Annotated in this window: 28 protein-coding genes; 18 read left to right on the top strand and 10 right to left on the bottom strand. The window is 44.5% G+C overall.

Annotated elements, in window-relative coordinates; translation table 11 throughout:
- Positions 1 to 400 (top strand): hypothetical protein (locus tag AAIR98_RS00555; protein ID WP_423970333.1); only part of this gene is annotated, 400 nt, incomplete at its 5' end.
- A 9-nt stretch (positions 401 to 409) separates the two neighbouring features.
- On the top strand, positions 410 to 547 hold the full coding sequence (locus tag AAIR98_RS00560; protein ID WP_423970334.1) for a hypothetical protein: 138 nt from the start codon (positions 410 to 412) through the stop codon (positions 545 to 547).
- Here AAIR98_RS00560 and AAIR98_RS00565 read toward each other — a convergent pair whose 3' ends face one another.
- The gene (locus tag AAIR98_RS00565) at positions 548 to 715 is read right to left on the bottom strand and encodes a hypothetical protein (protein ID WP_423970335.1); all 168 of its coding nucleotides are present in this window, start codon (positions 713 to 715) and stop codon (positions 548 to 550) included.
- Between the two features lie 214 nt (positions 716 to 929).
- On the opposite strand from AAIR98_RS00565, the gene AAIR98_RS00570 reads away from it, so the two are divergent.
- The 8 genes from AAIR98_RS00570 to AAIR98_RS00605 all read left to right on the top strand — a co-directional run bounded on the left by AAIR98_RS00570 (position 930) and on the right by AAIR98_RS00605 (position 5,212).
- Positions 930 to 1,253, top strand: a complete 324-nt coding sequence (locus AAIR98_RS00570) for an AAA family ATPase (protein ID WP_423970336.1) — start codon at positions 930 to 932, stop codon at positions 1,251 to 1,253.
- A complete protein-coding gene (locus AAIR98_RS00575) occupies positions 1,222 to 1,461 on the top strand; it encodes a hypothetical protein (RefSeq protein ID WP_423970337.1) in 240 nt (79 codons plus the stop codon). The genes AAIR98_RS00570 and AAIR98_RS00575 overlap by 32 nt, the downstream gene beginning before the upstream one ends.
- Positions 1,462 to 1,473: 12 nt before the next feature.
- Positions 1,474 to 1,632 carry a hypothetical protein gene (locus AAIR98_RS00580; RefSeq protein WP_423972025.1) on the top strand — a complete coding sequence of 53 codons (159 nt, stop codon included), beginning with the start codon at positions 1,474 to 1,476 and terminating at the stop codon, positions 1,630 to 1,632.
- A 761-nt stretch (positions 1,633 to 2,393) separates the two neighbouring features.
- On the top strand, positions 2,394 to 2,771 hold the full coding sequence (locus AAIR98_RS00585) for a hypothetical protein (RefSeq protein ID WP_423970338.1): 378 nt from the start codon (positions 2,394 to 2,396) through the stop codon (positions 2,769 to 2,771).
- A complete protein-coding gene (gene recR / locus AAIR98_RS00590) occupies positions 2,771 to 3,256 on the top strand; it encodes a recombination mediator RecR (RefSeq protein ID WP_423970339.1) in 486 nt (161 codons plus the stop codon). The genes AAIR98_RS00585 and recR overlap by 1 nt, the downstream gene beginning before the upstream one ends.
- A gap of 29 nt (positions 3,257 to 3,285) precedes the next feature.
- Positions 3,286 to 3,363, top strand: coding sequence for a hypothetical protein (locus tag AAIR98_RS00595; protein WP_423972026.1), 78 nt, complete (start codon positions 3,286 to 3,288; stop codon positions 3,361 to 3,363).
- Between the two features lie 8 nt (positions 3,364 to 3,371).
- Positions 3,372 to 4,634, top strand: coding sequence for a ComEC/Rec2 family competence protein (locus AAIR98_RS00600; protein ID WP_423970340.1), 1,263 nt, complete (start codon positions 3,372 to 3,374; stop codon positions 4,632 to 4,634).
- A 38-nt stretch (positions 4,635 to 4,672) separates the two neighbouring features.
- The gene (locus AAIR98_RS00605; RefSeq protein WP_423970341.1) at positions 4,673 to 5,212 is read left to right on the top strand and encodes a hypothetical protein; all 540 of its coding nucleotides are present in this window, start codon (positions 4,673 to 4,675) and stop codon (positions 5,210 to 5,212) included.
- 169 nt (positions 5,213 to 5,381) lie between these two features.
- Here AAIR98_RS00605 and AAIR98_RS00610 read toward each other — a convergent pair whose 3' ends face one another.
- The 5 genes from AAIR98_RS00610 to AAIR98_RS00630 all read right to left on the bottom strand — a co-directional run bounded on the left by AAIR98_RS00610 (position 5,382) and on the right by AAIR98_RS00630 (position 9,958).
- Positions 5,382 to 6,032 carry an NAD(P)H-hydrate epimerase gene (locus tag AAIR98_RS00610; RefSeq protein ID WP_423970342.1) on the bottom strand — a complete coding sequence of 217 codons (651 nt, stop codon included), beginning with the start codon at positions 6,030 to 6,032 and terminating at the stop codon, positions 5,382 to 5,384.
- Entirely contained in the window at positions 6,029 to 6,985 is a 957-nt protein-coding gene (gene dusB, locus AAIR98_RS00615; RefSeq protein WP_423970343.1) for a tRNA dihydrouridine synthase DusB, read from the bottom strand. The genes AAIR98_RS00610 and dusB overlap by 4 nt, the downstream gene beginning before the upstream one ends.
- Entirely contained in the window at positions 6,982 to 7,542 is a 561-nt protein-coding gene (locus tag AAIR98_RS00620) for a 5'-nucleotidase C-terminal domain-containing protein (protein ID WP_423970344.1), read from the bottom strand. Before AAIR98_RS00620 ends, dusB begins: the two co-directional genes overlap by 4 nt.
- Before the next feature lie 182 nt (positions 7,543 to 7,724).
- Positions 7,725 to 8,480, bottom strand: coding sequence for a bifunctional UDP-sugar hydrolase/5'-nucleotidase (locus AAIR98_RS00625; RefSeq protein ID WP_423970345.1), 756 nt, complete (start codon positions 8,478 to 8,480; stop codon positions 7,725 to 7,727).
- Positions 8,480 to 9,958 (bottom strand): bifunctional metallophosphatase/5'-nucleotidase, encoded by a 1,479-nt coding sequence (locus AAIR98_RS00630; protein ID WP_423970346.1) that lies wholly within the window; start codon positions 9,956 to 9,958, stop codon positions 8,480 to 8,482. The genes AAIR98_RS00625 and AAIR98_RS00630 overlap by 1 nt, the downstream gene beginning before the upstream one ends.
- Before the next feature lie 140 nt (positions 9,959 to 10,098).
- On the opposite strand from AAIR98_RS00630, the gene AAIR98_RS00635 reads away from it, so the two are divergent.
- The 4 genes from AAIR98_RS00635 to AAIR98_RS00650 all read left to right on the top strand — a co-directional run bounded on the left by AAIR98_RS00635 (position 10,099) and on the right by AAIR98_RS00650 (position 12,860).
- Complete coding sequence (locus AAIR98_RS00635) at positions 10,099 to 10,302, top strand: 4Fe-4S dicluster domain-containing protein (protein ID WP_423970347.1); 204 nt, start codon at positions 10,099 to 10,101, stop codon at positions 10,300 to 10,302.
- Positions 10,303 to 10,451: 149 nt separating this feature from the next.
- Positions 10,452 to 11,576, top strand: a complete 1,125-nt coding sequence (vorB, locus tag AAIR98_RS00640) for a 3-methyl-2-oxobutanoate dehydrogenase subunit VorB (protein ID WP_423970348.1) — start codon at positions 10,452 to 10,454, stop codon at positions 11,574 to 11,576.
- Positions 11,577 to 11,578: 2 nt separating this feature from the next.
- A complete protein-coding gene (locus AAIR98_RS00645; protein ID WP_423970349.1) occupies positions 11,579 to 12,322 on the top strand; it encodes a thiamine pyrophosphate-dependent enzyme in 744 nt (247 codons plus the stop codon).
- A gap of 1 nt (position 12,323) precedes the next feature.
- Positions 12,324 to 12,860 (top strand): 2-oxoacid:acceptor oxidoreductase family protein, encoded by a 537-nt coding sequence (locus AAIR98_RS00650; protein ID WP_423970350.1) that lies wholly within the window; start codon positions 12,324 to 12,326, stop codon positions 12,858 to 12,860.
- A gap of 74 nt (positions 12,861 to 12,934) precedes the next feature.
- Here the strand turns inward: AAIR98_RS00650 and AAIR98_RS00655 are convergent, their stop codons facing one another.
- A complete protein-coding gene (locus AAIR98_RS00655; RefSeq protein ID WP_423970351.1) occupies positions 12,935 to 14,080 on the bottom strand; it encodes a hypothetical protein in 1,146 nt (381 codons plus the stop codon).
- 91 nt (positions 14,081 to 14,171) lie between these two features.
- Complete coding sequence (locus AAIR98_RS00660) at positions 14,172 to 15,368, bottom strand: spinster family MFS transporter (RefSeq protein ID WP_423970352.1); 1,197 nt, start codon at positions 15,366 to 15,368, stop codon at positions 14,172 to 14,174.
- Between the two features lie 69 nt (positions 15,369 to 15,437).
- Here AAIR98_RS00660 and AAIR98_RS00665 point away from each other — a divergent pair, with 69 nt between their 5' ends.
- The 4 genes from AAIR98_RS00665 (at position 15,438) to AAIR98_RS00680 (ending at position 18,940) form a co-directional block, all read left to right on the top strand.
- Positions 15,438 to 16,295: a peptidylprolyl isomerase gene (locus AAIR98_RS00665; RefSeq protein ID WP_423970353.1), complete on the top strand. Its 858-nt coding sequence runs from the start codon at positions 15,438 to 15,440 to the stop codon at positions 16,293 to 16,295.
- Entirely contained in the window at positions 16,282 to 17,463 is a 1,182-nt protein-coding gene (locus AAIR98_RS00670) for a peptidylprolyl isomerase (RefSeq protein ID WP_423970354.1), read from the top strand. The genes AAIR98_RS00665 and AAIR98_RS00670 overlap by 14 nt, the downstream gene beginning before the upstream one ends.
- 82 nt (positions 17,464 to 17,545) lie before the next feature.
- Positions 17,546 to 18,475 carry a 4-hydroxythreonine-4-phosphate dehydrogenase PdxA gene (gene pdxA / locus AAIR98_RS00675; protein ID WP_423970355.1) on the top strand — a complete coding sequence of 310 codons (930 nt, stop codon included), beginning with the start codon at positions 17,546 to 17,548 and terminating at the stop codon, positions 18,473 to 18,475.
- A gap of 9 nt (positions 18,476 to 18,484) precedes the next feature.
- Entirely contained in the window at positions 18,485 to 18,940 is a 456-nt protein-coding gene (locus AAIR98_RS00680) for a hypothetical protein (protein WP_423970356.1), read from the top strand.
- A 468-nt stretch (positions 18,941 to 19,408) separates the two neighbouring features.
- On the opposite strand, the gene AAIR98_RS00685 is transcribed toward AAIR98_RS00680, so the two are convergent.
- Together AAIR98_RS00685 and AAIR98_RS00690 are read right to left on the bottom strand one after the other, a co-directional pair.
- A complete protein-coding gene (locus AAIR98_RS00685; RefSeq protein ID WP_423970357.1) occupies positions 19,409 to 20,602 on the bottom strand; it encodes an FAD-binding protein in 1,194 nt (397 codons plus the stop codon).
- On the bottom strand, positions 20,599 to 21,387 hold the full coding sequence (locus tag AAIR98_RS00690; protein ID WP_423970358.1) for an electron transfer flavoprotein subunit beta/FixA family protein: 789 nt from the start codon (positions 21,385 to 21,387) through the stop codon (positions 20,599 to 20,601). Before AAIR98_RS00690 ends, AAIR98_RS00685 begins: the two co-directional genes overlap by 4 nt.
- Positions 21,388 to 21,391: the final 4 nt, after the last annotated feature.

Below are 21,391 nucleotides of genomic sequence, written 5' to 3' on the forward strand. Positions count from 1 at the left end.
AGCGGACTATGAGCTGGACGAATACAGGCCCAGCGTTATGGCCGGCGCCACAATCAAACCCGTTAAAATAAGAACTGTTTTTGCAAAAGCATATTTTAGTGAAAGACCCGCCGAAGTTGGCAATGTATGGATAGATATGCCGTACTTTGTTACGGTTAACCGCTCTTTTTTAGATTATTACTGGGATACTTACGCCGTATTCCCACGGAATATTTTGACCTGCACAGCAGCTATTCTCTTTCTAAGGAATACTGGGCTAGTAATGATTACCAGTCTGTTAACCGGTCTTACAATTAAACTTTGGGGCGTTTCAGTCACGGGCAATGTGGAAATAAGAGATATTGATTCCTCTAAAAGAAGAACTTATTATTCTCTCTCATCCAGCTTATATTTTAAATAATGAGGGCTTATGAAGATACAGACAGAATGCCGCTGCGTAGTAGATGAAACCATGTTCTCTATAGCCATGCTTATATCCGTTGTTAGTTTCGGGCGCGGTGCTTTATTTTGTTTCGGCATAATGCTTAATTTTAGAACTGGCGCATAATTACGCCGCGCTTACCGGCTTTGCAGTGCCCTCAGGCGTGGTAATCGTATTGTGTCTGCTGGCATTATGTGCGTGCTTTGCGCTGCTGCTGGGGTATAGAACACGGGCGGCGGCAATTGGCGTAATAGTTTTTAATATAATTAACGGCTTCTTTTTAACGCGGGCCATACAAATATGGTGTTTTTGTTTTTATCCTTTTATCTTTGGCCCGCTTATAACTGTAATACTTTTAGGCCCCGGCAAATACAGCCTGGACTTTAGAAAAGCAGTTATAGTCTAAACAATTTTTAAGTAAATAACCGGAGTAAATAATGGACATGTTTAATGATTCCGACAGTACGTCAGCCTGTCTAACAAATACAGGCCGCAGACTTTTGAGGATATGGTCGGCCAAGAAACCATATCAAAAACTTTAACCAACGCTATTAAACTTAACCGCATTGGCCACGCCTACCTGTTCTACGGGCCCAGAGGCTGCGGTAAAACAACGTCCGCCAGAATTTTTGCAAAAGCGCTTAACTGCACAGGCCACGGCGACAAACCTACCCCCACGCCTTGCGGCAAATGCCCGCAATGTCTTGAAATTGCCGCCGGCTCAGACATGGACGTATTAGAGCTGGACGCCGCGTCTAACACGCAGGTTGAAAAAATAGAGAGAAGTTATTATAGACACAGTGTCACTCGCCGCGTCGCGCGACCGTTTTAAAGTTTTTATTCTGGACGAAGTACACATGCTTTCAGACAGTTCTTTTAACGCTTTACTTAAAACTATTGAGGAACCGCCGTCTCACGTAGTTTTTATTTTAGCCACTACAGAAAAAACAAAGTGCCGGCCACGATTTCAAGCCGCTGCCAAACCTTCCGCTTCAGGCCTATTACGCAAGAAGATATTGCCGCGCACCTTGCCGGTTTAGCTAAAAAAGAAAATTAATATAGAACCCAAAGCGCTTGCCGTTAGCGGCGCAGGCGGCGGGGCGCTGCGCGACGCGCTTACCATGATGGACCGTGCGATATCGTTTTCAGACGGTGTTATAACAGAAGCTTTAGTTATAGACATGCTTGGTTTAATGCCTGAAGATATTTAAAAGCGGCAGTAAGCGCTTTACTTAAAAAGATTCCAGCGCCATGCACGCCGTTTTTGAAACTATCGATAAAGAAGGCTATGACCGCTGTCATTTTTACGTGATTTAAAAATACGCTTGGCAACATTTTCTACCTAAGCATAGGCACGGCAGCGAGCCGTTTGCGGGCGCTAAAGAAATGGCGCAGTCCTCCTCACCCGCTTTTATAGCCGCGTTTACAAGAAAGATTAACAAAGTTATAGAAGAAACCAATTTGCCGACACCCCGCTTATTACCGCCGAAGTAGGTTTGTTTACGGTAATGGACTCCTGCATAGACATTGACGCTTTTATCAAACGTCTTGAACAGCTGGAAAGCGCTATAGAAGGCGGCGCGTTTGATAATATAGAAAAAAAACTTTAAATAGCGCGCCGCGCAGGAACCACAGCCAACCGTGGCTGAAGTAGTAATAACGCCAAAAGAAGTTACCGCCACAGCTAAAGTAGAACCATTGGAAGAACCAAAACCTAAAGCCACCAAGGTGCGCACGCCAAAATAGCGGAGCCTATCCCCGCTATTGCGCCCAAAAGAGCGCCCGCTTTACTTAAAAAAGCGCAGGCAACCAACGAAGACTACCAAAAATTTAAAATAAGTTTTAAAGATAACTTTTTTATCTTTGACGCGCTTAACAACTGCACACCAAATATTGACGGCGACACTGGACATTAACGTTTAATTCAGCCAACAGCTTTTACGCAACGGCTTTAAAGGTAAAAATAGCTGAGTTGGAAGAAAAAGCGCAAGAACTTTTTAACAAAAACCTTGATTTTGTTTTTGTGGCTGACGCAACACCTGCAATAACTAAAGCCGAAGTTAAAAAGACAGAAGCTAAACCCGTATTTAAACCCACATTTAAAGTAAACGCCGAAGCAGCGCCTCTGACGACGGCCGCGCCCGAAGCGGGAACAAAAACATATTTCCAATCTTCCGCGCCCGCGCCGCAGCCAAAAGAAGACGGGCAAAAAATAATTTATAAAGAAGAACCTTTTGTTAAGGCGGACTTTTCGGCCGAGTTTGACGCCCCCGCAGCGTCGCTTAACCGTGAAGTACCCGCTTATGTAAAAAATATTTTAAACATTATTCCCGGTGAGGTTATAAGTTAATGAAAAGCTTTGACCGTTTAGTACGCGCTTTAAGACGCTTGCCGGGCGTAGGCCCCAGGCAGGCCGAGAGGTTTTCTTCCTACTTTTTAAAAACCAGTGAGAGTGAAATAGACGAATTTATTTCATCGCTCAAAGCTCTGCGTGAAAATATTAAACTATGCTCAATCTGCTATTCTTACAGCGAGGACGGCTCCTGCGCTATATGTGAAGATGACTCGCGCGAGCAGGACACAATTTGCGTAGTAGAAGAACCGCAGGATATTGAAGCTATTGAGAAAACAGGCGCCTTTAAAGGCCTGTACCACGTACTGCACGGCTCGCTCTCACCCATAGACGGCAGGGGCGTGGAAAACATAAAAATAAGAGAGCTTATTGAGCGTATACATAACTCTATAGAACCTATAAAAGAAGTTATTATAGCCACAGACCCTGACACCGAGGGCGAGACAACCGCACTATACCTGGCGACGCGCTGCGCGGTTTAGTAGGCAAAGTTACCCGCATAGGTTACGGCGTGCCGCTGGGCGGGGACTTGGACTATCTTGACGAAATGACGCTTGGATACTCACTCAAAGGCCGCACCAAACTATAAGAGGGCCTATGCACATAGACTATTATAAAAGACCTCTTTTTCTTTTCTTGATATTCTATGTAATCTTTATTCTTGCCAAACCATCCAACATACCTGACACCGATATTTACTACGACGCGCCTAAAGAAGTTGTAATAACAGGCGTTGTCACACAAAACCCGCAAACTAAAAACGAGAAAACTACCGCCATAATAAACGTGAAGTCTATTGACGGTATTAAAACAAAATCCCGCACTTATGCCTATATGCCCGAATATTCCCCGGCGGAGTTTATGGACACTGTTGAGCTGCGCGGCTACCTTAAAAAACCGTTTTCAATTTCTGTTCAAGGCAACTTTGACTGGGCAAAATATTTAGCCAACAAAGGCGTTTACACACAACTTAACGCCGATACCGTGGACATTATCAAGCCCGCCCCGCTGCCCGTGCGCGCTTTAAATTATGTTAGAAAAGATATTTTAAATGTTTTTACAACAAACTTTGACGCGGACTCCGCCGCTATACTTGGCGGCGTGGTGCTGGGTGAAAAAGGGCAAATACCAACCGAACTGCACAAAGCGTTTAATGATTCGGGCGCAATGCATTTGCTGGTAGCGTCAGGCGCTAATGTGGGGTTTATTACGCTGATAATTTATTATCTTTGCGTGCTTTTTGGCGTTAAGTATAATTTGCGTTTACCGCTGGCATTAGTATTTGCCGGCATTTACACAGTTCTTGCCGGGGCCGACGCGCCGCTGGTTAGGGCGTACCTTATGACAATATGCGCATCTATCGGTATAAAAGCGGGCAGAAACTCGGGTGCGTTCCACGGGCTGGCCGCGGCGGCTTTAATAATTTTGCTGATTAACCCTAAGAGCATTAACGACGTCGGCTTTCAAATGTCATTTTTAGCTACAGCCATTATTTTGCTTTCCGTAACTACATTTCGCGTGCCGCCCAAGTGGCCTGTTTATATAAAGGCGCCGCTTGAAATATTTTTAATTACAACGGCGGTACAGCTTGCGCTGCTGCCTATATATTCCAATATTTTCTACAGGTTTTCAGTTACGGCGGTTGTGTCAAATATATTTTTGGTGCCGCTGTCCGCCGTGCTAATGGGGCTGGGGTTTTTACTTTACAGCGCAAAAGTTATAGGTGTTAAATTTATATTTAAGGCTGTTTGGGCAGTTTGCTACGCAGTTCTTTGGCTGTTTAAATTGCTGGTGGATTTCTTTAGTTCTTTCTCGTTTCCGCGCTGGATATGCCGGCGCTCAGCGTGCCTGTTGTGGTAATTTTCTTTGTGTGCTTATTCTTTATTTATAACTCAAATATGTTTAAACATAAAAAGATTGTGGTGGCTATTCTTTTAGTAATTATGACGGCAAGCATTTTTATAAATCCGTTCAAGCAACGTGATTTTGTTTATATGCTTAACGCTTTTAACCAAAACGCGGTTGTTATAAATATGGACGGCAAAACTTTTGTAACAAGAAAAGATTTTCCGGATAATATTTTGCAAAACACGCTTTTCTCGCTAGGACTAAGCAAAGCGGATGTGGAGTTCTCCGCTTCCGAAACACCGTTAGCGCAAAAACAAATAGTCCCGTTTAAAGACCTTTGGCCGGGTGAAGAAATAACCGAGGGGACCATAAAAATAACAGCGCATTGGGGCATGAATAAAGGCTACGCCAGAATGTGGGAAAATATAGGATACAGCGGCACGGACAAAGATTCTATTAGCTACACTTTTGAAGCTGAAAACAAAATATTTACAGGCGGGGAAAATAATTTTATTAAATTTAACGAAGAGCTTATAACCAACGCCAAAAACACCAGCGTATACAAGAGAATCCCCCCCTCGCCCTCTTAGGGAGAGGTCGAGACGAGCATAGCGAGTCCGGGTGAGGGTGTTATACACAAACATGCGCCGTTATAAAATAAGTGCCTTTATTGATAACAACTATAGCACCCTCACCCGGATTCACTTCGTTCATCTCGACCTCTCCCCTAAGAGGGAGAGGAAAAAGCACAAACTTATTTTAAATAAAATCTTCAGGCAGGCCTATTGAAAGCGGTTTTAGTGCGCCGCAATATTCCTTACCCGTTTCACAGCCTTTTTTAACAAACCCCATGGCGTACGTATAGTCCGCCTTTACGGCGGCGCCCATAGCCGCGCCGGTGTCGGCGTTAAGGCCGCTGGGCACGTCTACAGATATTCTTTTAGCGTCCGCCTCATTAATAATATTAATAATTTCTTTATAAACCGGGCTGACTTCTTTATCCAGGCCGATACCAAGCAGGCAGTCCACTATCAAATAGGCCTGCGCCGCGCGTTCTTTAAGCTCCGCCAAATCTGTTATAAATGCTAGGTGCATTTTGGCGGTTTGCGCTTTATCAAAATTGTTTTGCACAACATCTTTATATTTATGCCGTTTAACCATATAACAGCACACGTAAGCGCCCTGCTCAGCCAAAAACCTGCCCGCAACCAGCCCATCGCCGCCATTGCCGCCGCTGCCGCAAATAATTAATATTTTTTTATTGCCGCAAATCTCTGTATAAAAATTATCCAATAGTTCATTGGCTATGCTGCGCCCGGCGTTTTCCATAAGATACTCTTCGCTCATGCCAAATTCTTTTTGGGCGCGGGCTTCAATATCACGCATCTCTTGGGCGGTTACTATTTTCATCTGTATTCCTGAAACAAGCTTTCTATATCTTTTAAATTATCTATCAATACAAATTTAGAGCGCATCTGGCTGGCCATGGGAAAACCGCTTAACCAAAACCCGACAGTTTTGCGGCTGCGGGCCACGCCTGATTTTTCGCCGTAAAATTTTACGTTTTCTCTGATAAGCGTTAGATAGGTATTTACTTTTTCACGCTGTGTAAAAGGAGTATCTTTACCGTTAACAATACTTTCAAATATCTTTGGGTTGCCAAGCGCTCCGCGCCCTATCATAACGCCAGCAACACCTGTCTCAAACATTTTATTCGCCCCCGCAACATCCACAATACCACCATTGCCTATTACGGGTATTTTGGCGGCCGCAACAACCTTGGCAAGTGCGTCCAATTCAGCGGGTCCATTGTGTATATTACTGGCATAACGCGCGTGCATTATAATTGCGCTGGCACCTTCATCCGCCGCCAGTTTGGCTAAACGGTCACCCACAAAACTGCCTTCTGTTAAACCTATTCTTGTTTTAAGAGTTACAGGCACCTTAACGGCGTTTACCGCCGCGCTTACAATAGCGGCTAAAGTTTTTTCGTCCTTTATCAGCACGCATCCGGCACCTGCTTTGTTAATTTTTTTAACCGGGCAGCCGGCGTTAATATCAATAATATCGGCCCCCGCGCGCTCCGCCATACGGGCGGCTATGCTTATAGAATTTACGTCACCGCCAAAAATCTGCATAGACACTGGGTGCTCTTTAGCGTCCACATTAAGCATGCGTACGCTTTTTTCATTTTTATATTCCACCGCTTTGGCCGACACCATTTCCGCGCATACTATGCCCGCGCCGTTTTCCAGACACATTATTCTAAACGGCGTGTCTGTAATGCCGGCCATAGGGGCAAGCAATAAATTGTTGGGCGCTATAAAGGTGCCTATACGTAGCTTTTTTATATTGGGGTTCATTTAGAAATATCTTTCCAGCCGGAAGGTTCTTGATTATTAATGCCCTTTTTCTTTTTAGATAAGCATTGGCGCAGCACCGTGCGTACGTCCACACGGGTGTTTTTAAACTCAACCACGTTTACAAACTCGTCATGGCCAAAACCGCCCGCCACAATATGGTCCGTGGTGGACATACGGTAAATCATATTGGGGCTTACTTTGCGGCCATTTATCAAAATATTTTTTATTTTGTCGCCTTCGGCGGCCTTGCTGTCATATTCCACAGTCATGCCGGCAATTTGCGGGAAATTATTTCTGGACACAATACTGCGTTCAAGCACATTTTTTATTTCGTCGCCCCTTATGCGTATGGACATAATGGTATCGTTATACGGGTAAAGCTCATATAAAGAATATTCAGTTATTTTCCCTTTTTTAATTGACGCGCGTAAAGAGTCTGAGTTTATTATTCCTATATCGCTTTTGCCCCATTCTTTCATGCAGCCCGCTACAATCTCGCCAAGGTACGCGGGGGCATTATCAATATCAGCAATATCATCGTGCGCGTCAGTAACCATATTATTAAGTTTTCTGTGGGTAACCTGGCGCAGAGAATCAATTTCTTTTTTTACTTCCTCATCTTCCCCGTAACGTTCTTTTAAAAGAGGAATGGAGTCAAAATCTATAGCGCTTATTTTTTTGTCGGAATTATACTTAACTGTCAGTTTGCTGACTTCTGTTAAAAACGGCGCGGTTCTTACTATATAAACAGAATTATGTTCTTCCAGAGCAGCTTCTTCCCCGGGGAGGCGCTGCCTAAAATAATATCAATGCCTTCCACCTGCTCGGCCAAATCACGCTCGGAATAGTTTTCTTCATTTTCACCAATATCGGCCAGCAGGATAATAGTGTCAACTTCTTTATTTTTAAGTTCATCCACCGTTTGTAAAGCGGCGTCCACGTCAGGCGTTATGGTAACGTCGCCAAGCCTTGTCTGCGTGCCGGGCAGAGAGGTTTTTACCACCAGCGAAAATATGCCTATTTTTATACCGTTAACATCCTTTATTATAAATTTATTAACATGCGCCGGCGGCGCGCCCTTTGATGTTTTAAGATTTGAGGAGATTACCGGGAACTGCGCGGATTTTATGCTTTGGGCTAAAGCTGTCCAGCCTATCACCAGGTCCGTATAACTTATACCGGTGCCGTCATATCCTATTTTGCCCATAGCGGAAAGCGCCACACTGCCTTTGCCTATAGCGCCCTCGGGTGTTTGGGAAAACCAGTCGCCGCTGTCCAGTAGTATTTTTTTGCCGTACTCTTTTTCATAATAACTTTTTAATACGCCGTAACCGCCCGCCTGTTGGTTGTCATACACAGGTTCGGGCCGGCTGTAATACATGCCGCCCGCGCCGCTGGTGTGGTATATATTAATAGACGTAAGGTGGCTCTCCCGGCAGGAAAACCCCAGGAGAACCACTGTAAAAACTATTAAAAACTTGCATGTTCTTATCATTATTTAACTACTTGCAGCCTGCACTCATTGTTTAAAGGTATAAGCGGGCTGTGTTCTTTAAGGTCGTCCACCAACATGCCTCTTATACTCATGTCTACAAAAGTTTTTTTGTCGTCTTCAATTTTCTTAAACATCCAGCCCTCGGTATTGCCGTTGGCTATATACTCGTTGGTAACCATGGTGTATGTTTTTTTATCGTCAACAGGTATGCCGTTTATAAATACTTCCAGGTTTTTAACTTTTTTATTTTTAAGTTTAAATTTAGCGGTTAACCCATGGAAATTATACAAAGCCCTGTTACCGTTTTTAATACTGTTACGTATAAGATTTTTAATAAATTTGCCGTCTACTTCGACTAAAGCTATTTTATTGTCAAAGGGGAACAAGGTTACCATGTCTCTCATAGTAATATCACCCGCGGGCAGTGAGATTCTGGCGCCGCCTACGTTGTGCATGGCAAAATCCGCCCTGACATGTTTGGCCATAAGGTCCGCCACCCAGTTATTAACAGGGGAATCCATACATCCGTCTTTTACCGGGAATTTGCTTACCTCGCCCGCCGTGCTGCCAAGCTTAGTGTCTATGCCCGGTATACGCAGGCTTTCGGCAAGGGTTTTAATTTCCGCGTCTTCGCCAACTGTATCAATGTAAAGAGATATTAACTGTGAGGAAGCGCTTTTGTATTTACCCGTTTTATCGTCTAAAGTAATCATAATTTTAGACATTGTTTTAAGGTTAGCGCCTGACTCCGCCAAAAGTGTACTGCCCACATATAAATTCTGGTACTCTTTATGCGCGTGGCCGCCAAGTACTACGTTTATTTCAGGTATTTTTTCTGCTATAAGCTTATTAGTTACGCCTTTTTGTTCACGGTCGTCACCGTAGGAATCATGTATTAAAAGCACAATAACGTCCGGGTTATGCGTTTTAATTTCCGGCAGCATTTTTTTAATTGTTGAAATTGTGTTTTTGAATTTAAAATGTTTATTGGCGCCGTCTTTGCCTATGCCTATTACGGCTATTTTAATGCCGTCCACAATAAATATTTTATACGGCGCGGTACCGGTTAAAAGTTCTTTTGTTCTGGCGTCCCAAACATTGGCGTTTAAAACGGGGAATGTAAATAACGCTATATTGGCAAGAAAATTATCTTCCCCAAAATCAAACTCATGGTTGCCTATTGTTGTGGCCTGGTAACCCATGGCGTTCATCATTGTAATAGCCGCTTTACCTTTGGTATTTTTAACTTCGGCCGTGCCGTTAGAATAGTCGCCGCTGTCTAAAAATATATGAGGCAAAGCTTCTTTTTTTACCACATTTTTTACCGCGGCAAACCCGCCCCACATGCGGTTATTTCTGGGATCTTTTTCAGGGTAGAAAAACCCGTGGGTGTCGCTGGTGTGGTAAATTACCAGCTCTTTGGCAAAAACGGAAAAAGGCAAAGCTAAAACCAATAAAGCTATAAGCAGTTTCTTCATAATTATCTCCTTATTAACATAACAACTATAGAATAACAAAAACGGTGCTTATTAACAAGTTTGCTTAACCTAACAAAATTGTGTTTTGCCCTTAAAAGTATTAAACTTTATATGTACGGTTCCCGTACAATGGAGGACTTATGCCAAAAATAGAAGTAAGTGATAAACTTTGTAAAGGCTGCTACTTATGCGTAAAAGCATGTCCAAAGAAATGTCTTAGAAAATCAGAAAATTTTAGCAAAACAGGATATTACCCCGCCGAAATGGCCGACCAAAGCGCCTGCATAGGGTGCGGCATGTGTTACTTGGTCTGCCCGGATTTGGCGATAACGGTTTTTAAGTAGGATTTTATAGTAGTTATATATACGCGTTAGCACAGCGAGTTAGGTGGGTTGGACAACACATATTTGTGTACATTTTGTGTATATTCCCCCTCACCCTTGCCCTCTCCCCAGTGGGTAGAGGGAATAAAAAAGGAAATAAGGCTACAGATATGAAAAATGAAAAAGTTTTAATGAAAGGCAACGAAGCTTTGGCCGAGGGCGCAATCCGCGCCGGGTGCCGCTTTTTTGCAGGATACCCCATTACCCCGCAAAACGAAGTGCCCGAATATATGGCCGCTAATATGAAAGACAGAGGCGGCGCGTTTGTACAGGCGGAAAGCGAAACATCCGCCATTAACATGATTTACGGCGCGGCCGCTACCGGCGTGCGCAGCATGACGTCCAGCTCCAGCCCCGGCATCAGCTTAAAGCAAGAGGGCATTTCCTATATAGCGGGCGCGGACTTACCGTGCTTAATTGCCAACGTTATGCGCGGCGGCCCGGGCCTGGGCAATATTACAGGCGCGCAGGGCGACTATTTTCAGGCAACCAGAGGCGGCGGCAACGGCGATTACAGAACAATAGTTTTGGCGCCTAACTCAGTAGAAGAAATGGGCAACTTTCCTAAATTAGCCTTTGAACTGAGCGAAAAATACAGAATACCCGCCATGATTTTGGCCGACGGCGTACTGGGCCAAATGATGGAAGGCATGTCATTTAACTTTGAAGCCGTAGACCCGGCTAAAGACTTAAAAGAGCCTGACTTTGCCATAGGCCCCAACCCGGGCAGAGACAAAAGAATGGTATTTTCCTACGCGCTTAAAGACGGCGAACTTGAAAAAGCCGTTTTTAAAAGAGCCGACAGATACTCCATAGTAGAAGAAAAAGAAGTACTTTTTGAAGAACGCTACACAGAAGACGCTGAGGTTATAATAGTAGCCTACGGCATTTCCGCCCGCGCCTCACTGGCTGGCGTAGAAGCGGCCAGGGCAAAAGGCATTAAAGTTGGTCTCTTCCGCCCTATAACCTTATGGCCTTTCCCGTACAAAAGAATTTGCGAACTTGCGGGCAACGGCAAATGCAAAGCCATGTTAGCCGTTGAAATGAGTTTGGGGCAAATGATAGTGGACGTTAAACTTGCCGTTAACGGTAAAGTGCCCGTCTATTTACACGCACGCCCGGGCGGCGCTATGCCCGCTGGCGAGCAGATTGAAGTTGCCATAAACTCAGTAATTTCCGGCGGGGACAAAGAATTATTTCCTCACAATCCTACCGGCTGCAAAGGAGGCAAATAATTATGAATCCTATTACTAAAAAACCGCAAAGCTTAACAGACGTACCTTTTCACTACTGCCCCGGCTGCGGCCACGGCGTAGTGCACCGCCTTGTAGCCGAAACCATGGACGAGCTGGGCATTAGAGAGCGCACTGTCGCCGTAGCCCCTGTAGGCTGCGCCGTATTTGCCGACGCGTACTTTAACTGCGACACAATACAAGGCCCGCACGGCAGAGGCCCGGCCATAGCAACAGGCATTAAAAGAGCAAAACCCGAAAGCATAGTATTTTCCTACCAGGGCGACGGCGATTTAGCGTCCATCGGTATGGGCGAGATTGTGCACGCCGCTATCAGAAACGAGAACATTACCGTTATCTTCATAAACAACGCAATTTACGGTATGACAGGCGGCCAAATGGCGCCGACAACTTTAGTCGGCCAAGTAGCGACAACAGCCCCCAAAGGGCGTGACCCGCTATTACAAGGCTACCCCATAAACATTTGCGAAATGTTCAGCCAAATTAAAGGCGCAAAGTACCTTGAAAGAGTAGCCGTAGACGTCCCCGCCAACGTTATCAAGGCTAAAAAAGCCATTAAAAAAGCTTTTGAAAACCAGGTTAACAATGTAGGCTTCAGCCTTATTGAAGTTTTATCCCAATGCCCCACAAACTGGGGTACGGACGCTATAAAATCCTTAGAATTTGTACAAAAGGATATGATGACGCAATACCCGCTGGGCGTATTTAAAGACGAAGGGGGCAAATAATATGTATCAAGGTATAAAAATATCAGGTTTTGGCGGGCAGGGCGTAGTATCCGCCGGCGTACTTTTAGCCCAAGCGGGCCTAATAGACGGTAAAAACGCAAGCTGGTTCCCGTCATACGGGCCGGAAATGAGGGGCGGCACAGCCAACTGTTCCGTAGTGGTAGCATCTGAGGAAGTTTACACCCCTATCGTAACCGCGCCCGATACGGTTATTGTAATGAACGAGCCTTCTCTTGCCAAGTTTGAGCCTACAATAAAGCCAGGCGGTTTACTTATAATAAACACCTCGCTCGTACACTCCAAACCTACAAGAACGGACATTAAAGTTTTAAACATTGCCTGTAACGAACTTGCCGCGCAGTTAGGCACCACAAAAGTGGCCAACCTTATAGCGTTGGGCGCGTTTGTCGGCGCCACGGGCGCAGTCAGCATAGACGCCATAGCGGCGGCAATGAAAAAAGTATTTAAACGCGCTAAGCCGGAAATGCTTGACCTAAACAGAAAAGCGTTAGAAGCCGGCGCAGCTGCGGCTAAATAAAAAGATTAAAATAAAAGCCCCGCTCAAACAGAGCGGGGCTTTTATATCCTATAAAAATAATTTTGCAATATTAATTATCTTTTTGTTTTAACACCTAAAGAAGAAAACTTGTTATTTCTTGTACTAAAATCTATTTGCTTTTTCTTAAGCTCCATTTCCCGCTTATATTCTTCCTGCTCTTCGGCGCTGCTCACAGCAAGATTATGACGTTCGTTTAAAATAGCCTTAACAAGACCGCAAAGCTCAGGATTAGCCTCTATCGCTTGCACGGTTTGCGCGTCGGCTTTAAACAAGAGGGAAAAATTATTTTGCACACGCTCAACTTTCTTTTCTGTTTCCGCATTGGCGCTTGTTACAACCGCAACAAAAAGCCCCGCCAGCAAAAACCTATTAAGCCATTTATATAATGCTACTCTGGGGGCGCCTTTTTTAATAAACTTTATTTCAAAACTCATAAAATCTTTATTTAAATATGCTGAAGTGTTTACCGCCAGTTTAGGTTTGGCATGGGCATAAATATCCGCCCTGACTCTCAACAAAGACATATTTTGTGGCAGCTCATGCTTTTCTATAAGTTTATAAAGATTTTCTTTTTCCAAAAATATATTGTGTGTAAAATTACCCTGTTTTATAGCATAACGTATTGCTCTCAGCCTAGCTAAAGACAGCGTTTTTGCCTTTGCAAATTTAGTTGCGGGTAAACCATCAATATATTTTTGAAAGTTTTCTATTATTCTGATGTTATAGTCTAACTCAGCCTCTTCTAAAGCTAAAAAGGTTTTCATATAGCTGGCGTCTTTGGCTTTAGCAAGCTCCAACAGTGTGTTACGCATTTTAATATCTTTTGTATGTGTGCAGTAATCTATTGCGTCTTTAATAAATTCCTTATTATAAGATAAATTTTCCAGCATTTTAGCAGCCTGTTTTTTTGAGTGCCTTCCCCAAAGGCCGCGCGCCAAATAATAACTCCCCATTGCAACCAGGCTCACTTTGTAGATAGTGTCCTCAATATCCTCCTCTTGAAGGACGATATTATCTTTTTTGCCCCTTTCTATGTATTCTGCAAGTGTTTGCGGGCCGGCCTGTTGTTTACCTTTGTGTGGTATTTTTTTAAGTAAAACAGCGTCACCGTTTTGTGCATATACGCAGGTATTGCCCAAAACAGCAAGAAGTACCGCAACAGTTACAACCTTTTTTATTAAAATATTATATATTGTCATAATAAAAGAATAATATTTAATCAATCAAAAAACATGGGCCCAAAGACCTAAAAACATATAGGTCTTTGGGCCCACAAAAATCCGGATAAAACTAATTCGATTGTTTCTTTGCCGTATATCCGGCCAAAGCGCAGAATATGCTGGCAGGCACTACGGCCAGCAAACATACCAAAATAGCTATTCTTAAATCAGTCAAGTCAGACACTTTACCTATGATCATGGGCGATATGGCGTCGCCAAGGGCGTGTATTATAAAAATATTTAAAGCAAACGCCATTGAGCGCATTACGCGCGACGTTGTATTTACAATAGCCGCGTTAAGCGGCCCCGTCTGCATAGAGGCAAACATTATAGCCACAAAAAAGAAAAACAGCGACAATTTAAAACTGGACACCATTACAGCCAGCACGGCAAAAGGCATGGCTAAAATAAAACTGGTACCCGCCGTCACAAAATACGCTCTGTGCGTTTTTTTAAGCAGCCTATCAGCTATCTGCCCGCCCAAAAATGTGCCCAGCGCACCGCCCAAAATTATCATAATGCCAAAGAGCATGCTGGACTTAGCCACACTATAACCAAAAAACCTGTTAAAATACGTTGGCAGCCACGCCGCCAGCCCGCCCACAATAAAAGTGGCAAAAGCCTGCGCAAGGCAAATAAAAATAAAACTTTTATTTTTAAGCAAAATCCAATAGCCTATAAGCTTTGGTTTTTCATACTGCCCTTCTACAAACTTTCTTGCGTCTTTAATTTTAAAAACAGCAAGCAAACCCAGGAAAAACCCGGGTATACCCAGCGCCATAAACGCCGCACGCCAGCCAAAATGGTCGCCCAAAAGCCCGCCTAAAAAATAACCTAACGCGCTGCCAAGCGGCAAAGCCAACCCAAACGCCGCCAGTATTCTGGCCCGTCTGTCACGGGGATACTGTTCGGCCAAGTAACCCTGTGCCACTGTGGTAAAGCCCGCCTCGCCTACGCCTATTAAACTGCGGGCGGTAAGAAGTTGTTTAAAGTTGCCCGTAAAAGCTGTAAGAGAAGTGGCCACACTCCACAAAACCGCGCTGGCGCCCATCCAATATTGCCTGGGCGTTCTGTCCGCAAAATACCCGGCCACCGGGGCGTACACCATATACACCACCATAAATGCCGAGGCTAAACTGCCCAGCTGCGCGTCGCTTAAGCCAAGGTCCGCCTTAACCAACGGAAAAACGGCAAACAGCATCTGCCTGTCTATATAGTTAAACAGGTTTATAAAAAAAAGCAGCCAGAACAGGCGTTTAGTCGTCATTAAATCTATTATATTAAAATACAAATAATACTGCTGTAAAAGAACTTTCAAAAATGGTAAATTAATTATATGAGAAAATTTATTGTTTTACCTCTGGGACTGTTGATTCTCGGGTTTTCCTGCAATAAGGAAGTTCCCGCGCCTGTCCCGCAGGACGCCTTGGCCAGAGTGGACAATACTTTTATCCTACAGAAGGATTTTGACGCCGCGCTAGCCGGGGAAGACGCGTCTTATAAAAAGTTTTTAGCTACTGATTTTGGCAAAGATAACATGCTTAACATTATGGTGCGCGAACGCCTTATGCAAACCGCCGCACAGAACTCCGACACCGCCGGAAGCGAAAAGTACACAAAAACCGTTGCGGACATACAAAAGTCTTTTGACAGAAGCCTTGAAATGCTTAAACAGCAAACTCTTATGAACATGTGGCTGGAAGAGCTTAAAGAAAAGGGCACAATAAAAGCCACAAAAAAAGAAATAGACGATTACGCCAAAAAATACCCCTATGAATTTACCATAAGGCACATGCTTTTAGCCAAAGCGGACGACGCCAACGTAGTACTTAGGGAGCTAAAGGCCACCAGCAGCGCCAACAGGGAAAAACGTTTTATAGAACTTGCCAAAAGGTTTGGCATGGACCCTGTGGAAAACGCCGACAAAGGCAAAACGGTATCAATAATACCGGGCGAGTTTATAACGGAGATTGAAAACGCGGTTGCTAACACCCCGTCAAACTCCGTACAAGGTTTCTTCAAGTCTCCGCGCGGATTTCATATAATATATAAAGTGAAAGAAGAACGTATTAACAAAAAAAACGCAGAACCCAGAATTGCCATGATAATAGAACAAAAAAAGCTGGATGACTATTTAAATTCTTTATCTGAAAAATATAAAGTAGAGGTATATAAAAAATATGAACAGGAATAAATTTTTAGCAGTTGCGGCCGCTCTCATTTTTATGTGCGCCAACGCGGGCGCGGTTGTATTAGACGCCGCCGTAGCCACAGTAAACGGTAAACCTATTTTACAGTCAGATTTTGACAAGGTATCCAATGCTTACGTAGCGCAGTATAAGCTTGCCGCGCCGCAGCTTATGGAAAACCCTTTAGCCCAGCTTAAACTGGAGCAGGAAATTTTGGAACAAATGGTTAACGACGAGCTGCTTTACCAAGCCGCCGAAAAAGAAGGCGTAAAAGCCCGTGACGAGGAAATTACCGAAGCGCTTAACGCCGCTAAAAAACAGTTAATCCCCGACACAGACCCTAAAACAGGCAAAAAACGCAACGATAAAGACATCAACAAACTTTTTGAAGCGGAACTTAAAAAAGAAGGCCTCAGCCTTAAACAGTTTAAAGACCGCCTGACCAAGCAGATTATGTCCAGAAAATTTGTTGAAACAGTTATAGTAAGCAAAGTTACGCCTGTAACCGAAGAAGACGCCAGAGGCCTGTTTAATGAAGTTAAGGCCGTTATGGATAAAGACACAAAAAAGATTGCCAAAATTACCGACAAACAACATAAGCAGGAAGTAGAAGACATAGCGGCGCGCCTTAGCCAAATGGCCGCCCCTAAAGTAAAAGTAGGCCACATATTTGTATCAGCCCCCAAAACAATGACAGCGGCGGAACTGAAAGAAAAAGAAGCCAAAGCCAAAGAAATTAAAAAAGAACTTGACGCTGGCGCCTCATTCTCAGACGCGGTGCTTAAATACTCTGACGATAAAGCAAGCATGCAGACCGGCGGCGACATGATTTTAGTTAAAGGCACACTGCCTAAAGAAGTTAAAAACCTTGAAGACAAAGCGTTTTCTTTAGACGTAGGCAAAACAAGCGACGTTATTAAAACAGACGCCGGCTTCCATATAGTCAGAATTAAAGAAAAGGCCGCGGCCGAGGAAGTAACCTTTGACAAAACAGCCCGTGAGTTCGGCCAATATATAGCCGGGCAGAGAATACAGACAGCCATTACAGATTATATTAAAGACCTGCATTCCAAAGCCGAGATTAAAATTAATAAAGACTTTACAGCTTTAGAAGCCGCAGCCAATAAAGAAGAACCTAAAAAAGAAGTAAAAAAGGAAGAGCCTAAAAAATAGTTTTTTGTGATTAACAATAAAACGTAAAAGGCTCTTAAATATAAAAGTTTAAGAGCCTTTTTAACTTTAAAAGGAACAAGCAATGAAACCGTTAATAGCAATAACCTCTGGCGACCCTCTGGGTATAGGGCCCGAAATTGTAGTAAAAGCATTAAAAAACGCGCTCGTAAAAAACGTGTGCACCCCCGTAGTAATAGGTGATAAAAGCGCCCTTATAAAAGCTGGTTTTACGCCTGACATGGGGACTGTTGTAGACACCGCCGCGGTACTCAGCGGCGCTTTACCCGCAGAACCGTGCCCCACAATATACGGCGGGCTTACGTCTTTTAACGCCGTTGCCATGGCCTCGCGCTTAACATCAAAAGGGGAAGTTAAAGCTATGGTAACCGCGCCTGTTTCTAAAGAATCTTGGAATATGGCCGGCGTAAAATTTACCGGACACACGGAATTTTTAAAAGAATTTGCAAAGCTTGAACGCGTGCTTATGATGTTTACCACGGGTAAATTAAACGTGGCTTTAGTATCAGAACACTTTGCTATTAAAGATTTATCTAAAGAAATTACCACTAAAAAAATTATACACGCCGCGCATTTATTTGAAAAAGCGCTTACCGCTAAAGGCATTAAAAAGCCCCGCATCGGCATAGCGGCCATTAACCCGCATGCAGGCGACGGCGGCAAGCTGGGACAAGAAGAGAACGAGATTATCCGCCCCGCGGTAACTGTACTTAAAAAAGAGGGCCTAAATGTCCAGGGCCCAATATCAGTAGACGCGCTTTGGACCAAACACACAAAAGGCGCTTTTGACGGTATAATATGTATGTATCATGACCAGGCTATGATAGGCCTAAAACTGGCGGCGCAGGAACCTATAGTACACGTTACCTACGGCCTGCCGTTTGTAAGAACGTCGCCCACACATGGCACCGCCTTTGATATAGCGGGTAAGAATGAGGCCGACCCCGAAAGTATGGTAGCAGCTATTTTATACGCGGCCGCCAATTGTAAATAGGAGAGCACATTGTTAGCTAACATAGCCAAATACTTAAGACCGCAGGACCTGCGCTTTTACATGCAAATGCTAATGGCGCTGCCCGCGCTTTTTATGATAGTAAAAATGCATAAAAGCTTTGGCGATAACTACGTGCTTGATTACATACAAAACGGCGAAACCGAAAAAGTAAAAAAGTTTATTATTAAAAGCGGCGAGAAGAAAATTAATAAATACTATTACCGCATGTTAGACCACCACACCTTTGAACGCCATACACTGCTTACGGCGGCAATACATTATGAAAAGCCTGAGATTGTTAAGTTTTTACTCGGCTTTCCTAAAATAGACTTGCGTAAGCAGTATATATTTAGCGAGTCCTCCTTCAACCACCGCGAATACGACGCGGTGCAGCTTGTCACCAAATTCAAGCGCCCGGAAATAGCGCAAATGGTAAAAGACTTCCAAGAGGGTAGATTCAGATAATCAACACTTACGGCAAAAATACCCTCACCTGCTTTGCCGCATTTTGCTTCGCAAAAAACACCGCGTCAAAACTTCCTCCCCCGTAAGAGGGGGAGGAACTAAAATAAGTGCTGTTAGCTGTTCCCTCAGCGAGGCACGAGCGTGAGGGTCTCAAGCAATAAAAATAAGTGTCGTTGTGTTACTGAATTTCACAGGATTTTGAGTGGTTTTTATCCCCTCGCCCTTCCGAGGGAGAGGGCTGGGGTGAGGGTGAATACATAGATCCATAACAGAAGTGTGCCACACTTCATTTATCCATCGCTTTCAATTTTGAAGTGGTTTTTTATTTTCTTGACCGCAGACAGTACTTAAAAGCGAAGCGTACGGCAAGGTCAAGAAAATAAAAAAACGCTCAAAAGTGAAAGCTGGTGTGCCGTGGAATAAGAAATAAAAATATAAAAACCCCCGCTCATTTGAGCGGGGCTTTTTTTATTTAGATTTTTTAACTTCTTCTATTACTTTTGGCAGTATCTGGTGCGCGTCGCCCACTATACCAAACTTACAGACGTTAAATATAGGCGCCTGCGGGTCTTTGTTAATGGCAATGATAGTGTCGGATGCGTCCATACCCACGGTATGCTGTACCGCGCCGCTTATGCCGCACGCTACGTAAAGTTTGGGGCGTACGGTAACGCCGCTTTGGCCAACCTGTTTTTCTTTTTCAATTAAGCCAAGGTCTATGGCCGCTCTGCTTGCGCCAACCGCTCCGCCAAGTTCTTTGGCCAAATCACCAAGCAAGCTAAAACCGACTTCCGTCTTCATTCCTCTGCCGCCGGAAATTATAACTTCCGCCTCATCCAGCTTCTCGCTTTCGTTAACAGGGTCAATGTGTTTATTAAGTATTCTTACTCTGGCAGCTTTGGGTGTAATGGCGATAGCCTCTTCAATCACCGCCGCATTCGCGCCGGGGGCCGAAACTTCTTTCTTCATTACATTAGGTCTTACGGTGGCCATTTGCGGGCGGTGGTTAGGCGTTAAAATATCCGCCATAATATTGCCGCCAAAAGCGGGACGTGTTTGCACCAAATTGCGGTCCGCGTTTATTGAAAGCGCGGTACAGTCGGCTGTTAAACCTACAAATATTTCAGATGATATTCTTGGCGATAAATCTCTGCCCACATATGTTGACGGGAACAAAACAATGCTGGGTTTATATTTTTTAATCAACTGTATCATGGCGTTAGCGTAAGCGTCGGTATTATAATCTTTATAACCCGCGCCGTTTACACTGTAAATTTTGCTGGCGCCGTATGAGGAAATTTCAGCAAAAGAATTTTGCATGCTATCGCCAATTACAACAGCGCATAATTCTTCGCCTAAAGAAGCGGCCAGCTCACGCCCTTTGCTTAACAGCTCATAACCTACGGGGCGTATTTTTTGCACAGCGCCCTCGGTTATAACTTCCATAAAAATCCAAACGCCTTTGTAGGCGGATATATCAGCCGCCGGGCCCGCCTGCGCGGGCATGGTAATGCACTTTATGGGGCACTCGGGTATACAAGCGCCGCACATTGTGCAGGAAGAGTTGACCACGGCCTTTTTATCCACCATGGTAAGCGCGCCAAAGGGGCATGTGCGTACGCATTTGCCGCAGCCTATACAATTAGAACCTATGTTAATCATTTAATCAAACTCTCCTTTCTCAAAATGTCCACTATTCTGGCGGCAAGGTCAGGCGCGGAGCCTGTAAAAATCTCGCCTTTTGCCCTGGCCGGCGGCGGGAAAATGCGGCCCACGCGTGTGGGCGAGCCGTCTAAGCCAAGCTTTTTAGCGTCGGCGTTAATATCCGCCGCGCCCCATGTTTCCACAGGTTTTTCCTGCGCGTGAAAAGCGCCTAAGAATGACGGGTATTTGGCCTGGTAATCATGCGGCATTGTTGTTGTGATAAGGGCCGGAAGGTCAGCTTCCATTACCTGGTGCCCGCCGTCAATAAGTTTACTTACAACAGCTTTTCTGCCGTCAGAGTCTACAGCGGTGCAAAATGTAATTTGGGGCATGTCTAAGTGGTATGCTATGCCGGGGCCTGTTTGGGCGGTGTCGCCGTCAATTGCCATTTGGCCGCAAAGCACTAAATCAGTTTTGCCTATTTTTTTAATAGCCTGGGCCAAAGCGTAAGATGTTGCCCATGTGTCAGAGCCCGCGAACTCGCGGCCTGAAAGTAAAATGCCTCTATCCGCGCCTAAAGCTAAGGCTAAGCGTATAACCGCCAATGCCTGCGCCGGGCCCATGGATAAAACGGTAACCGTGGCGCCTGTTTTTGCCTTGATAGCTATGGCCTGCTCAAGAGCATAGTGGTCATACGGGTTTAAAATGCTGGGTACGCCCGCGCGTATTAATGTGCCTGTCTTAGGGTCAACTTTTACCTGGGTTGAGTCCGGCACTTGTTTTATGCAAACAACTATATTCATATTC

Origin of the sequence: Elusimicrobium simillimum, from assembly GCF_049639735.1 — a bacterium.
GTDB lineage: Bacteria > Elusimicrobiota > Elusimicrobia > Elusimicrobiales > Elusimicrobiaceae > Elusimicrobium > Elusimicrobium simillimum.

Excerpts from the sequence above, each read along its gene's own strand:
- AAIR98_RS00560 (WP_423970334.1), top strand. The coding sequence starts at position 410 with ATGAAGATACAGACAGAATGCCGCTGCGTAGTAGATGAAACCATGTTC.
- AAIR98_RS00565 (WP_423970335.1), bottom strand. The coding sequence starts at position 715 with ATGGCCCGCGTTAAAAAGAAGCCGTTAATTATATTAAAAACTATTACG.
- AAIR98_RS00570 (WP_423970336.1), top strand. The coding sequence starts at position 930 with ATGGTCGGCCAAGAAACCATATCAAAAACTTTAACCAACGCTATTAAA.
- recR (WP_423970339.1), top strand. The coding sequence starts at position 2,771 with ATGAAAAGCTTTGACCGTTTAGTACGCGCTTTAAGACGCTTGCCGGGC.
- AAIR98_RS00600 (WP_423970340.1), top strand. The coding sequence starts at position 3,372 with ATGCACATAGACTATTATAAAAGACCTCTTTTTCTTTTCTTGATATTC.
- AAIR98_RS00605 (WP_423970341.1), top strand. The coding sequence starts at position 4,673 with ATGTTTAAACATAAAAAGATTGTGGTGGCTATTCTTTTAGTAATTATG.
- AAIR98_RS00610 (WP_423970342.1), bottom strand. The coding sequence starts at position 6,032 with ATGAAAATAGTAACCGCCCAAGAGATGCGTGATATTGAAGCCCGCGCC.
- dusB (WP_423970343.1), bottom strand. The coding sequence starts at position 6,985 with ATGAACCCCAATATAAAAAAGCTACGTATAGGCACCTTTATAGCGCCC.
- AAIR98_RS00620 (WP_423970344.1), bottom strand. The coding sequence starts at position 7,542 with ATGGTTACTGACGCGCACGATGATATTGCTGATATTGATAATGCCCCC.
- AAIR98_RS00625 (WP_423970345.1), bottom strand. The coding sequence starts at position 8,480 with ATGATAAGAACATGCAAGTTTTTAATAGTTTTTACAGTGGTTCTCCTG.
- AAIR98_RS00630 (WP_423970346.1), bottom strand. The coding sequence starts at position 9,958 with ATGAAGAAACTGCTTATAGCTTTATTGGTTTTAGCTTTGCCTTTTTCC.
- AAIR98_RS00635 (WP_423970347.1), top strand. The coding sequence starts at position 10,099 with ATGCCAAAAATAGAAGTAAGTGATAAACTTTGTAAAGGCTGCTACTTA.
- vorB (WP_423970348.1), top strand. The coding sequence starts at position 10,452 with ATGAAAAATGAAAAAGTTTTAATGAAAGGCAACGAAGCTTTGGCCGAG.
- AAIR98_RS00645 (WP_423970349.1), top strand. The coding sequence starts at position 11,579 with ATGAATCCTATTACTAAAAAACCGCAAAGCTTAACAGACGTACCTTTT.
- AAIR98_RS00650 (WP_423970350.1), top strand. The coding sequence starts at position 12,324 with ATGTATCAAGGTATAAAAATATCAGGTTTTGGCGGGCAGGGCGTAGTA.
- AAIR98_RS00655 (WP_423970351.1), bottom strand. The coding sequence starts at position 14,080 with ATGACAATATATAATATTTTAATAAAAAAGGTTGTAACTGTTGCGGTA.
- AAIR98_RS00660 (WP_423970352.1), bottom strand. The coding sequence starts at position 15,368 with ATGACGACTAAACGCCTGTTCTGGCTGCTTTTTTTTATAAACCTGTTT.
- AAIR98_RS00665 (WP_423970353.1), top strand. The coding sequence starts at position 15,438 with ATGAGAAAATTTATTGTTTTACCTCTGGGACTGTTGATTCTCGGGTTT.
- AAIR98_RS00670 (WP_423970354.1), top strand. The coding sequence starts at position 16,282 with ATGAACAGGAATAAATTTTTAGCAGTTGCGGCCGCTCTCATTTTTATG.
- pdxA (WP_423970355.1), top strand. The coding sequence starts at position 17,546 with ATGAAACCGTTAATAGCAATAACCTCTGGCGACCCTCTGGGTATAGGG.
- AAIR98_RS00685 (WP_423970357.1), bottom strand. The coding sequence starts at position 20,602 with ATGATTAACATAGGTTCTAATTGTATAGGCTGCGGCAAATGCGTACGC.
- AAIR98_RS00690 (WP_423970358.1), bottom strand. The coding sequence starts at position 21,387 with ATGAATATAGTTGTTTGCATAAAACAAGTGCCGGACTCAACCCAGGTA.